This is a genomic window from Prosthecobacter sp., assembly GCF_044226605.1.
Lineage (GTDB): Bacteria > Verrucomicrobiota > Verrucomicrobiia > Verrucomicrobiales > Verrucomicrobiaceae > Prosthecobacter.
In genome coordinates this window covers 138,649-153,451 of record NZ_JBGAGS010000005.1, presented here as the reverse complement: position 1 = coordinate 153,451, position 14,803 = coordinate 138,649, and the positions used below count along the sequence as shown (strand labels likewise).

Annotated in this window: 1 protein-coding gene (cut by a window edge); it reads left to right on the top strand. The window is 63.6% G+C overall.

Annotated elements, in window-relative coordinates; genetic code table 11:
• A protein-coding gene (locus ACILSO_RS08160) for a putative Ig domain-containing protein (RefSeq protein WP_395736890.1) crosses the window boundary here: on the top strand, nt 1-14,803 show its 3' portion. 17,129 nt of this gene lie to the left of the window's left edge; the window shows 14,803 of its 31,932 coding nt (coding positions 17,130-31,932); the start codon falls outside the window, past its left edge; it ends in the stop codon at nt 14,801-14,803.

Here is a 14,803-nt window from a genome sequence, read left to right as displayed (position 1 = left end):
TTACACCTACTCCGTCACCGCCGGCAGCCTGCCCACGGGCCTCAGCCTGAACACCAGCAGCGGCGTGATCAGCGGCACGCCCACCGCCGCTGGCAGCTACAGCTTCACCATCCGCGCTGTGGACGCCGCCGCCTGCTCCGGCACCCGCGACTACATCGTCGTCATCAATGGTCTCTCCCTCGGCAATCTCGTCTGGCAGGACACCGATCAAAGCGGCACGCGTGATGTCGGCGAGCAGGGCATCAGCGGCGTGTCCCTCCAGCTCTTCTCCACCACGGACACCGTCATTGGCAATGGCGACGATGTCTCCCAGGGCACCACCACCACGGACGGCACCGGCGCATACGCCTTCACCGGCCTCGCTCCCGGAAACTACTTCGTCAAGATCGCCACTCCTCCCACCTCCTATCCGCTTTCCTCCGGTCCGCAGGTCGCCCTCGACAACGGCGTGGACAATGACAACAACGGCATCCAGTCCGGCACCGCTGGCACCGCCATCACCAGTCCGGTCATCGCTCTCGCCGTTGGCAAGGAGCCCGGCAATGTCGCCGGCGGCCTCGATGTGGACAACACCGTCGACTTCGCCCTGCGCGCCGTGCCTGCCTCGCTCACCAATCTGCTTGAGTATGACATGAACATCTCCAGCGGTGGTCTGCCTGCTCCTCCGAGCTACAAGAGCCCCGCCATCGTCAATGCCGCCAAAATCCAGATCGAGGCGGACATGAACGGCCTCACCGACATCAGCGAGCCCACCAACAACGGCCCCATCCGCTCCGGGTCCCTCTCCCGCCGCATGCGTGACTGGGATGCCGCCTATGACACCGGCTACGACTCCGCCCCCACCTCTCTCGTTCAGCGCCCCGACAGCCTCTGGATCCGCTACGACATGGACCCGACTGCCACCGGCAACATCGGCAACATCCTCATGGATCTCTATCGCGTGGGCACCACCTCGCCGGTGCAGGGGAAAGTCTTCCTCTCCTGGATGGAAGGCACCACCATTTGCACCGCGGTCACCAGCACTTTCCAGATTCCCGCCACCGGTTCCTGGTACTCGCTCAATCTGCCCTGGAGCACCTTCCTCGGCGGCGCCACCGCCATCCCCACCGGCTCTCAGCTCGCCGGCAAATCCTTCCTCATCGAAATGTATCTCTGGGGCGGCGACGGCACCGGCTACATCGACGTGGACAACATCCTCCTGCAGGGCAGCGCCACGGTGAATCCTCAGTCGCTCGCCATCGGCGACTTCGTCTGGGCGGACACCAATGGCAACGGCATCAAAAACCCACGTGAGCCCGGTCTGCAAAACCTCACCGTGCAGCTCGTCAATCCCGGCGCTGACAATACCACCAACACCGCGGACGACACCATCGTGGCCACCACCACCACGGATGCCAACGGCTACTACCTGTTCAGCGGCCTCAATTCGGGCAACTACTTCGTGCGCCTGCCCACACCTGACTCGCAATGGCCTGTTGCTTCTCCATCCGTCAATCTCGACAACGGCGTGGACAATGACAGCAACGGCATCCAGCCCGGCGGCTCCGGCACCCCTGTTTCCAGCCCCGTGATCAATCTCGCCCTCGGCAAGGAGCCCGGAAACCTCGCCAGCGGCGGCGGCAATCAGGACATGACCGTGGACTTCGGCTTCAGCGCCGCCCTCACCATGGGCAACTTCGTCTTCTCAGACAACAACAACAACGGCGTTGTCGATGCAGGCGAAACCGGCGTGTCCGGCGCGCAGCTGGAGCTTTACTCCTCCACCGACACCACCGTGAACAATGGCGATGACGTGAAGGTCGGCACCACTTTCACCACGGGCAGCGATGGCCTCTACAGCTTCACCGGACTTGGTGCGGGCAAGTTCTACGTCAAGCTCACCCCGCCGATCACCCACCCACGCCGCAGCTCCACCAGCAGCAATGCGGATAACGGCATCGACAACGACAGCAACGGCATCACCCAGTCCGCCACCGGCGCGCCGATCTATTCTCCGATGATCACCCTCTCCGCCCTCACGGAGCCGGGCAGTCTGCTCGCGCCTTTCGGCAGCAATGTGGACAACACCATCGACTTCGGCCTCCGCCCCACCTTCTGCTCCATCGGCAACCTCGTTTACAAGGACGCCAACAACAACGGCGTCTATGACTCCGGCGAAGGTGTCGGCGGCGTGCGCGTGGAGCTTCTCAACAGCGCCGGTTCCTTCGTCACCAGCACCACCACCAGCAGCACCTCCAGCAAGCGCGGCCAGTATCAGTTCACCAGCGTCGTCCCCGGCTCCTACTACGTGCGTGTCCCTGCGTCCGAGTTCGCCACCGGCAAGGCCCTCGTCAACACCATCTCCATCTTCCCCTCCACCTCCTCCGACAACGACATCGATGACAACATCGTCGGCAACGATGACGGCATCGACAACGCCCAGCCCGCCGTCAACGGCATCAGCAGCTCGCTGATCTCCCTCTCCGACTCGGGCGAGCCGATCAACAGCAACGGCGAAAGCGGCGCCTTCAACACCCTCGACGATACCGACGACAACAATGGCAACATGACCATCGACTTCGGCTTCAAGGCCAGCGGTCCGAGCGCCACCGGTTGCTATCACTTCCTCGCCACAGACACCAATCGTGACGGCATCCTCAGCCAGTCCTCGGATTGGACGCCCGCCCAGGCCTACGACTTCAACTACACCCCCGGAGGTGTGGCAAACATGGACAGCGTGAACCTGATCTACGACGCCGCGCTCAGCCGTCTCGCTCTGGACATGACCTTCAACCAGATCGGCGCCAGCAAGGTGGATGCCCTCTGGTTCGTCGTCAGCACCGGTTCCAATCCCGCCACTGCGGACCACGCCATCGTTTACATCAATGGCATCACCCGCTCCAGCCCCATCGTCACCATCTACAAGTATGACACCACGCTCGGCTATCAGAGCTGGCAGACTGCCGCGAACCTCATGGTCAGCAGCGCGCCCGGCAGCACCACTTCGGCTGACGTGCTGCAGAATCTCGTCACCGAAACCGGCAGCAGCGTCCGCTTCCAGTGCGTGCTCGATGTCAGCCGCGTGAACAACGCCGCCAACTGGGCCTCCATGGGTGTCAATGCTGCCACCTGGGAAGGCATCCAGACCGGCGGCAGCAATGGCCTCATCCTCCACATGGTGGACCTCAGCAGCGCACCTGCCTACGACAGCAATGGCGCGCTCACCTCCTTCAGCTACACCCCCGGTTCCACCGAAGGCTCCTTTGTGACCGATCCTTCCGGCGTGAACACCATCGCCACCGAGCCCTGCTCCGTCTCGCCATGGGTCGGCATCGGCAATCTCGTGTGGAACGACGTCAACAGCAACGGCCTCCGCGATGTCGGCGAGCTCGGCATCAGCTCCGCCACCGTGCAGCTCTTCAGCCCCGGCGCGGACAATGCTATCGGCGGCACCGGCGCCAATGCGGACACCCAGGTCGGTGCCAGCGTGCTCACCAGCAGCGCAGGCGCCTATGCCTTCACCAATCTCGTCCCGGGCAAATACTACGTGCGTGTCACCCCGACCGCCAGCGTGCCGGGCGTCAGCAGCGTCGTGGTGAATCTCGACAACGACGTGGACGGTGACAACAACGGCAGCCAGCCCGGCGGCGCCGGCACCTTCGTTTACAGCCCCGTCATCGATCTCCAGGTCGGCACCGAGCCCGGCACTGGCGTGGACGGAGACGGCACCAGCACCAACAGCACCATCGACATCGGCCTCTTCACCGGCATCACCGTCGGTGACCTCGTCTGGAACGACGCCAACAACAACGGCCTCAAGGATTCCACCGAAACCGGCGTCACCGGCGTGCAGCTCGATCTCATGAGCCCAGGCGCGGACAATGCCGTCGGCGGCACCGGTCTCAATGCGGACACCGTGCTGAGTTCCACCACCACTCTCAGCACCGGTGCTTACAGTTTCAAAGTGTACACAGCTGGCAGCTACTACGTGCGCCTCACGCCTCCCGCCGCCTACTCGCTGGCCAGCAGTGTCGTCGTCAGCACGGACAATGGGGTGAACAATGACAACAACGGCTCGCAGCCCGGCGGTGCAGGCTCGCTGATCAACAGCATGGTGTTCACGCTCACCGCCGGTGGCGAGCCCGGCAGCACTGGCGCCACCAACACGGAAAACACCATCGACTTCGGCGTCCATTCCTGCCCGGTCATCACCATCGCGCCCACCACGTTGAGCAATGCGCTGAAGGCCACAGCTTACAGCACCACCTTCACCGCCTCCAGCGGCACCGCACCCTACACCTGGAGTATCGCCACTGGCACGCTGCCCGCCGGCATCACCTTCTCGAGCGGTGGTGTGCTCAGCGGCTCGGCCACCGCCGCTACCGGCGCCTACAATTTCACCGTGAAGGCCGTGGACGCCTCCAACTGCTCCGCCACGCAGGCCATGACGCTCAATGTCGTCTGCCCGGTCCTCACCCTCTCTCCCACCACGCTCAGCTCTGTCCAGCAAAACACCGTCTTCAGCCAGCAGTTCTCCACCACGGGCGGCACGGCGGCCTACACCTACAACCGCGCTTCAGGCACGCTGCCAAACGGCGTTTCTCTTTCCGCCGGCGGCCTGCTCTCCGGCACCGTCACCGGCGCTCCCGGCACCTACACATTTGTCGTTCGCTCCACGGACGCAAACGGCTGCTTCCTTGACACCTCCTTCACCTGGTCGGTCACCTGTCCCACCATCTCGCTCTCTCCCGCCACCGTGCCTGCCGCCACGCAGTACGCCGCTTACACGCCGCAGACTCTCACCGCCAGCAACGGCACCTCTCCCTACTCCTGGGGCTTCACGGGCACCATGCCCACCGGCATGACTTTGAGCAGCGGCGGCGTTCTCAGCGGCACGCCTTCCAGCGCTCCCGGCACTTACAATATCAGCGTCACAGCCACGGACACCAACGGCTGCGCCCGCACCTCGGCCTACTCCATCACGGTGAACTGCCCTTCCTTCACCATCACTGCGCCGACCTTCCCGAGCGCTTCGAAGAATGTCGCCTACCCAAGCCAGCAGCTCTCCGCTTCCGGCGGCACATCGCCTTACAGCTGGAGCATCATCTCCGGTGCGCTGCCTGCAGGTCTCTCCCTCAGCACCGGCGGCCTCATCTCCGGCACGCCCACTGCGGTGCCCGCCACCTACAATTTCACCGTGCGTGCCACCGATGGCGTCAGCTGCTCCGCCAGCAAGGCCCTTGCCATCGTCATTGCCTGCCCCACGCTTTCCATCGGCCCTGTGCCGCTTCCTGCAGGCACCCAGTATGCTTCCTACTCGCAGACGCTCAGCGTCGGCGGCGGCACCTCTCCTTACACCTGGAGCCTGGCCTCCGGCGTCCTGCCTGCCGGCCTCACGCTTTCCAGCGGCGGTGTGCTCAGCGGCACTCCCACCGGCCTTGGCAGCTACACCTTTGGCATCAAGGCCACGGATGCAGACGGCTGCGCCTCCACGCAGAGCTACACCTTCACCGTCAACTATCCGCCGATCTACATCACGCCGACGACTCTCTCGGATGCCGTGCGTCTGGTGCCTTACTTCCAGCAGCTCAGCGCCACCGGCGGCACCGCTCCTTACAGCTTCAGCAAGCTCACCGGCACCATGCCCACCGGCCTGTCCATCTCCTCCGGTGGCCTCATCTCCGGTACCACCACCGCCAGCCCCGGCACTTACAATTTCACCGTGCAGGCGCTGGACGCCAATGGCGCTCCCGGCACGCAGCCTTACTCCATCACCATCGTCTGCCCCAGCCTGGTCATCTCTCCGCAGCAGCTTTCCAATGGCGTGGTCGGCACGTCCTACTCCACGGCTCTCAGCGCCATCGGCGGCAGCGCCCCATACACCTGGACCGTTTCCGCCGGCACGCTTCCTTCCGGTCTTTCCCTCAGTTCCGCCGGTGTCATTTCCGGCACTCCCACCCAGGCCTCCACCTCCACCTTCACGGTGAAGGTCACGGATTCCTTCAATTGCATCAACACCATCGTTTACACGCTGGCCGTGGCCTGTCCCTCGGTCTCCATCACTCCCGCCACGCTGCCCAGCGCCTACTATGGCGCCTCCTACAGCCAGCAGCTCAGCTCCAGCGGTGGCACCGGTCCCTACACCTACACGGTCATCGCGGGCTCTCCTCCTGCTGGCATCTCGGTGTCCTCCAGCGGCCTCGTTTCCGGTGCGCCGCTGGTGTACGGCACCGCCAGCTTCACCGTCCGCAGCACGGATGCCTACAACTGCTCCGCCACCCAGTCCTACTCCATCCTCGTCAAGGGCCTCAGCCTCGGAGACACCGTCTTTGACGACAGCAACTACAATGGCGTCAAGGACGTCGGCGAACCCGGCCTGAGCAACATCACCGTCGAGCTTTGGGACCCCGGCGCAGACCACGCCATCGGCGGCAGTGGTCCAAACAGCGATCTCCTGCTCAGCAGCACCACCACCGATGCCCAGGGAAGCTACAGCTTCTACAATCTGCAGCCCGGCTACTTCTTCATGCGGGTCATCATGTCGAACTCCCTGCAGATCATCGGCGGCAATCCGGTGAACCTCGACAACGGCGTGGACAATGACAACAACGCCGCCTCCCAGCCCGGCGGCCCCGGCACTCCTGCCTACTCTCCTGTCATCACCCTCACCAAGGGTGGCGAACCTACCGTGGACGATGGCGATGCCGATACCGACAACACCATCGACTTCGGCCTCTTCCGCGGCATGAGCGTCGGCAATCTCGTCTGGCAGGACACCAACGACAACGGCCTCCGCGATGTCGGCGAGCCCGGCATTGATGGCGTCACCGTGCAGCTCTGGAATGTCGGCGCTGACAACAGCATCGGCGGCACAGACGACACCCTTCTCCAGACCACCACCACCAGCGGCGGCGGCTCTTATCTCTTCACCTCCGTGCCTCCTCTGCAGGTCTTTGTGCGCATCCCCACCGCTCCCGCCGCGCAGCCTCTCTCCAGCAGCAACACCACCTTCCAGGACAATGGCGTGGACAATGACGACAACGGCCTCCAGCTCAGCGGCGGTGCCGTGAACAGCCCCGTCATCACCCTCACACCGGGTGCTGAGCCAGGCACCACCGGCGGCACCTACAACGAGACATCCATCGACTTCGGGTTCGTCAACATGACCCCCAGCATCTACGTCTCAGCCACCCAGGCGGACAGCATCCAGACCTTCAATGCCTCCACCGGACTGTATGCGGGCTCGCTCGTCTCCGCCTTTGGCAACAGCCTCAGCCAGGGCAATGCCGACTATGGCGATGTCCCCTACGGCATGGAGCTCGGCCAGGATGGCAACTGGTACGTCGCCCACTACGGCGCCAGCAACCTCCGCAAGATCAGCCCCGCCGGTGTGGACCTCGGCGCCGTGCTCGACAACTCCACCGCCAGCATGAGTCTCGTTACTCAGTTCGCCATCGGTCCTGACGGCAACTTCTACGTCTTTGACTTGAACGGCGCACGCATCGTCCGCTTCCAGGGCCCCAGCGGCGCCACTCCCGGCAAGCCCATCGGCACCGCTCCTTACACCTTCATCTCCCAGGGCGGCGTGGAGGACATGAACTTCGGTCCGGATGGCAATCTCTACCTCGTCGTCCAGACCAATGACATTCGTGAAGTGCGCCGCTACAGCACCACCACCGGCGCCCTGCTCAATACCATCGTTACAGACACCCAGCTCATCGCCATGGTCCCGGGCGGTCAGCCCATCGCTTTGATCTCCGGCATCGACATCGAGGGCAGCACCCTCTACGGCGTGAACCGCACCGACGGCGAAGTCTTCAGCGTCAACATCGCCACGCCTTCGGCCCCCGGTCAGCCCCAGCTCATCGGCACCATCTCCAGCGCTGGCAAGGGCCTGGTGGACACCCGCGATGTCGAGTTCAATCCTGCCGACAATCGCCTCTACATCGCCGGTTATCACTGGGACAAGCCCATCAATGCAAGCAGCTACATCAGCGGCTCCCTCCTCAGCGTGGACGTCGCCACGGCGCCCAATGGCACCGTCAGAATCTTCGAAGTTCCGATCCCGCGTCCTCCAGGCCCCAACTTCGAAATCTGGTCCGGCCCGCGTGACCTCGCCATCGGCCGTCCGTTTGCGCCGCTTCCAGATTCCGTCTCCATCGGCTCCCTCGTGTGGAATGATGACAATGCCAATGGCATCCAGGACGCCGCTGAAATCGGCATCCCCGGTGTCCGCGTCGAGCTCTGGCAGGATCTGAATGGCAGCTCCGCTGACGGCGCCGAATTCCTCGTCGGCTGGACTTACACGGACAGCAACGGCCTCTACTACTTCTCCGGCCAGGCGCCCGGCGTCTATCAGCTCCAGATCCCTGAGTCCAACTTCGTCGATGGCCTCCCTCTGGCGGGCAGCGGCTACAGCAGCCCCATCTCCTCGACTCTGGATGATCAGATCGATGGCGATGACAATGGCCGCCAGCCCGGTGGTCCCAAGACCGTCGTCAAGAGCCCCCTCATCACCCTCACCCCTGGCACCGAGCCAACTGGAAACGGCAACACTGGCACGGAGTCCGGCCGCGGCGGCGAACTCGATGACTACACCGTCGATGCCAATGGCGACATGACCGTGGACTTCGGCTTCGTTGAGCCTGGCATCATGGGCATCGGCAACCTGGTCTTTGTGGATGACAACGGCAACAACCGCTTCGATGTCGGAGAGGGCAGGGATGACGTGGCCATCGAGCTCTATCGCGTGGGAGACACGCCCGGCGTCACCCAGCCCGTGGCCTCCGCCGTCACGGCCAATGGCGGCCTCTACCTCTTCAGCAATCTCTGGCAGGGACAATACTTCATCTATCTCCCCGCCTACCAGTTTGAATCCACGGGCAATCTCCGCGGTCTCTTCAGCCTCCCCGTTGTCTCGGCCGGGGATGACAATGTCGGGCAGAAGGCCCTGCCGACCGACACGCCGTGGATCACCGGTGTCCGCACTGGCACCATCAATCTGGTTCGTGAGCAGGCTCCGATCGACACTGGCATCGAGACGGGTTTCGACTCCTCCAGCGATCTCAATGACATCGAAATCGACCTCACCCAGGACATCGGTCTCTTCCGCCCGGTCGCTCTTGGAAACATGGTCTTCGCCGACAGCAACTCCAATGGCCACTACGACACCGGCGAAGGCATTCCCGGCGTGAAGCTCGAGTTGTACACAGACACTCAGTTCCCTGAGGTGGACAATCCTCTCGCCATCCAGACCTCCGATGCCGCCGGCCGCTACGGCTTCAATTTCCTCCGCCCCGGCAACTACCTGGTGCACATCCCATCCTCACAGTTCAAGTCCGGCGGCCCGCTCTACCAGCGCATCAGCATCCTCGAAGGTCTCGCGGGTGATGACGACGTCGGTGAAGACGGCATCAACAATGGCGATCCGACACTCAACGGCGTCTCCTCCCTCGTCATCAGCCTCTATCCCGGCAATGCACCCACCGACGACAGCGGCGAAACCGGCTTTGAAGGCACCTCCGACAACCAGGATGACGCCGCCATCGACCTCACCATCGACTTCGGCTTCCAGACTCCAGTCGGCGTCGGCAACCTCGTTTACATCGACACCAATCAGAACGGCTTCGCCGACGTGGGCGAAGGCGTGGACGGCGTCACCGTGGAACTCTTCCGCGGCGACCAGACTCCCGGCTTCGGCGTCCCTCTCTTCAGCACCATCACCGCCGATGGCGGCGCCTACTTCTTCAATGCTCTGCCCGCAGGCAGCTACGTCGTCCACATTCCTTACTCGCAGTTCGAGCCCGGCCATCCGCTCAGCGGCCTCACATCCGTCACGGGTGTCAGCAGCATCACCAGCGTGGTGGACGACAATCTCCCCGGCAACGAAAACGGCATCGACGACTCCGCTCCCTTCCTCAATGGCATCAGCAGCGCCGTCTTCACCCTCGGCGTGGATGCCGAGCCTACCGACTCCACCGGCGAAACCGGCCGCTTCAACGACCTCGATTCGTTTGATGACAACAACTTCGACCTCACCATCGACTTCGCTTTCGCACCCACCAATCCAAATGCCGTCGGCGTCGGCAACCTGGTCTTCGTGGATCTCAATGGCAACGGCACCTTCGATGTCGGCGAAGGCGTGGACGGTGTCAAAGTGCAGCTCTTCGACGCCTCGGTCGATCCTCTCACCGCTCCGCCTCTCTCCACCCTCACCACCACCAATGGCGGCACCTACCTCTTCAGCAATCTCGTCGAAGGCGACTACCGCATCTTCATCCCGCCCACGGAGTTCGCCGCCGGCAAGCCTCTCTCCGGCTGGCGCTCCCTGCCCGGAGACGGCGGTGACAACGGCATCGATGACAACCTCGATGAAAACGGCATCGATGTCGCCGATCCCGCCACCTACGGCATTGTCTCCGCTCCTTTCCATCTCTCTCCCGGAGACGAGCCTACCGATTCCCTCGGTGAATTCGGCTACGACGCCTTCATCGACGACGCCAAGGACGAAAACACCGATCTGACCGTCGACTTCGGCTTCTTCCACGCCGTCAGCGTTGGCAATCTCGTCTTCAAGGACGCCAACTACAATGGCCGTGCCGATGCCGGCGAAGGCGTTGCTGGAGTCAGTCTCGAACTCTACGCCGAAGGCGCCTTCATTCCGTTCGATGCCCCGGTCGCCACCACCACCACTGGTTCAGACGGCAGCTACCTCTTCTCCGACCTCACCCCAGGCCGCTACTTCGTCCGCGTGCCTGCCTCCCAGTTTGACTTCGGCTCGCCGCTCTACGGCTACTCCAGCGTCTTCGGCACTCAGACCGGAGATGACAATCTCGGCGAAGACGGCATCGACGACGGCAGCCCGAACTACAATGGCATCCAGACCGCAGTGGTCGAGCTCAGCCCCGCCAATGCCCCCACCGGCAGCCAGGAAGGCGGCTACCTCGGCTCCAGCGACGACATCGACGACGCCGCCACCAATCTCACCATCGACCTCGGCTTTGTCCCTCACATCGGCATTGGCAATACCATCTTCGGCGATGCCAACAATGACGGCGTCTTCGATCCTGCCACCGAAATCGGCATCGATGGCGTCACCGTCGAGCTGTGGTCCAGCGTGGCAAACGCCACCGCTCCCGTCACCACGACCACCACCTACGGCGGCGGTCTCTACTACTTCAGCGTGGCTCCCGGCTCCTACTACGTCCGCGTCCCTGCTTCCAATTTCCAGGACGCCGCCGCTCTCGACAATCTCGTGCCTTCGAAGCCTTCCTCCGGCACCACCGTCTCCACCACGGTCGGCGATGACGACGTCGCTCAGGACGGCTACACCATCACGTCCGTGCTGGTCGATGGCGCACGCACTCCGCTCTTCACCGTCCTGCCAAACCAGGCCCCGACCGCTGCCACCAATGAAACCGGCTACTACTCCGAGTCCGACGACTTTGAGGACGCCAGCGTCAATCTCACCATCGACCTCGGCTTCGCTCCGAAACCTCTCGGCGTGGGCAATCTCGTCTTCCGCGACGTCAACTCCAACGGTCACTACGACAGCCAGGACATCGGCGTCGCCGGCGTGAGCGTGCGCCTCTTCAAGGTGGGTGACAATCCTGCCACCGCCACGCCGGTGTCCCAGACCACCACCGGCCTCGACGGCACCTTCCTGCTCAGCACCTACGTGGAAGGCCAGTACTTCATCAATATCCCCGCCTCCGAGTTTGCCACCGGCGCTCCTCTCAGCGGCACCTCCTGCATGCTTGGTTTCGGCGACGACAATGGCAAGGACGACGATGTGGATGAAAACGGCCTCGATGCAGGCTCCCCCATCACCACCGGTGTCAATTCCATCTCCTTCGCGCTCGCCTACGGCACCGAGCCTCTCTCCACCACCGGCGAGTCCGGCTTCCTCTCTTCGCAGGATGCCTACAATGACGCCGATGTGGATCTCTCCATCGACATGGGCTTCACCGGCGGCGTGGTCACCAATCTCATGGGCGTGGGCAATCTCGTCTTCCTGGATGCCAACAACAACGGCGTCGCAGACTCCGGCGAAGGCGTCTCCGGCGTCTGGATGCTGCTCTACTCCGGCACCGGCACCGCCGGCTCCAGCAGCTACATCCGCAGCACCGTCACGGATGCCAGTGGCCGCTACTACTTCGGCAATCTCAACCCCGGCACCTACACCGTCCACGTCGCTGCAAACAACTTCAAACCCTCCGTCAGCATCAATGGCGGTCCCGTCGGCCCCGGCCCGCTGTATCAGAAGATTTCTCTGCGCGGTTATCAGGTCAATGTAGGCGATGACAACATCGGTGAAGACGGCGTCGACGCTCAGAATCCTGAGCAGGTCGGCATCACCGCCATGCCCGTCACCCTCACGCTCAATGCCGCTCCTGCTGGCTCGCTCGAAGGTGGCTTCCAGGGCGCTTCGGATGACACCAATGACGCCAACTCCAATCTCACCGTCGACTTCGGTTTCGCCACCCGCCTCGGCGTTGGCAATCTCGTCTTCCGCGATGCTGATGCCGATGGCAAGTTCCAGGCCGGAGTAGACACCGGGCTTTCCGGCGTGTCCCTCGAGCTCGTCTATGACGACGGCACCAAGAACACCACCGTCGTCGGCACCACCACCACGGACGCCAATGGCGCCTACATCCTCTATGCGCCGCCTGCCATCGCTCCGCAGAGCTACTTCGTCCGCATCCCTGCCTCGCAGTTCAGCGTCACCGGCAAACTGGGCTTCCTCGTCCCCAGCACCCTCACCACCAACGGAAGCGACGACAACCTGAACCAGAACCTTCTTCCTGCCGCAGACCCCTCCACCACCGGTGCCGTCACCAGCGCCTTCTCCCTTGTCTCCGGCTCCTTGCCGACAGATTCCGACGGCCGCGAAACCGGCTTCGACCGGACCAGCGACAACGCGGATGATGCCAATATCGACCTCACCATCGATCTCGGCCTCAAGCCCCAGAAGCTCATGGTTGGCAACCTCGTCTTCAAAGACGTCAACCTCAACGGCACCTTCGAGTCCGGCATCGACTCGCCGCTGGCAAACGTCACCGTCAAACTCTTCCAGCAGGCACAGGCCATCACCGACACTCCGGTCTCCACCGCCGTCACCGCCGCGGACGGCACCTACATGCTCTACGCCACCTCGCCTGCCGCCTACTATGTTCACATTCCTGCGTCAAACTTCGCCGCTGGTGCTGCGCTCGATGGCATGACCTCCGCTCCTGGCACGGGCAATGTCCAGCCCACCACCACCGCGGACACCAGCAAGGACGACCGCCTCGACGAAAACGGTGCCGACATGACCACGCCTTCCAGCACCGGCGTCTCCTCCGGCCTCATCAATCTCGCCTACGGCACCATGCCGCTGAACACCTCCCTCACCGTGAACTCCGGTGAAAATGGCTTCCAGTCCTTCATGGACGATGTCTCGGACGACTCCGGCATCATGACCATCGACTTCGGCTTCCAGCCTCTCGTCGGCAGCCCGCTTGGCATCGAGGAGAAGCGCAATCTCGCCCTCAACCCCGCCTCCACTTCTGCCGCCACCGCTCCCGCCACCTTCACCGACTGGCAGACGCAGAACTCCCTGGCCGGACTCAGCAGCCCCAATGACGATCCGGATGGCGATGGCATGTCCAATCTCCTCGAATACGTCCTCGGCACCCCCGGCGGCAGCGGCCTCGGTGCTTCCCGCTTCTCTCTCGTCAGCAACAGCGTCACCGGTGCCGTCGATGCCGTCCTCACCCGTGCCTCCGGCAGCCACGCGGATGTGCGCTGCTACCTTGAAGGCAGCAGCGATCTCACCACCTGGTCCACCCTGGCCATCAACCCCGCCACCACCACCAGTTCGGATCAGACGCAAACGCAGCGCTACGCCGCCGTGGACGCCGCCTTTGCCGGTGCCTCCCGTGGCTTCCTCCGCATCAAGGTCACGCTCGATGCCGATCTCGACGGCAAGCCTGAAGCCACCGCATTCAGCGCCGCTCAGGGCTGGGCGCGCATGCTCTTCCCGGTCGGCCGCCAGTCGCTCTCCATGCCCTTGCTCCAGTCCGCCATCTTTGCCGGTCAGGTCACCTCCGTCGCGGACCGCACCGTCACGCTCCCCCTCGGCAGCGCAGACATCCGCTCCTCCCTGCAGAACGGCGCCAGCTACTATCTCGAAGTCATGGACGGCGCTCTTCGCGGCCGCACCTTCGATCTCGATGCCTCCGCATCCACCGCCACCATCTCCCTCACCACGGCTCCAGGCGCCGCCCTCGCCAGCGCTCATGTCCGCATCCGTCCTCACTGGACGCTCGGCTCGCTCATCCCTGCCACCGCTCTTCAGTCCTCGGCTGCGTCCGACTCGGCCGACCGCATCATGTTCTTCGACTCCACCACCAGCCAGTTCCAGATCGAATGGCTGCGCGCCTCCAGCACCACCGCACAGTGGGTGCGCGATGGCGACTCCTCCCTCGCGGATGATGCCGCGCGCATCATTCCGCCGCAGGCAGGCATGCTCGTGCAGATCCGCACCACACCTGCCACCCTCACCTTCGTCGGTGAAGTCCGCACCACCGCTCTCGCCCTGCCGCAGACCTCCGGCACCTCGCTCCTCAGCACCGGCCTTGCCACTCCGCAGACTCCCGGCTCGCAGCCCTTCACCTCCGGCTCACGCCTCCGCCTCTGGAGCGGCGATGCCGACCCCGCCACCGCCGCCTACCAAAACTACATCCTCGATCCTCAGTCCCGCTGGATCGAAGAGACGACCTCCCTCGACGTCACCACCCAGCCTCTGCTGGATGCCTTCCGCGCCTTCTTCCTCGTGAAATAA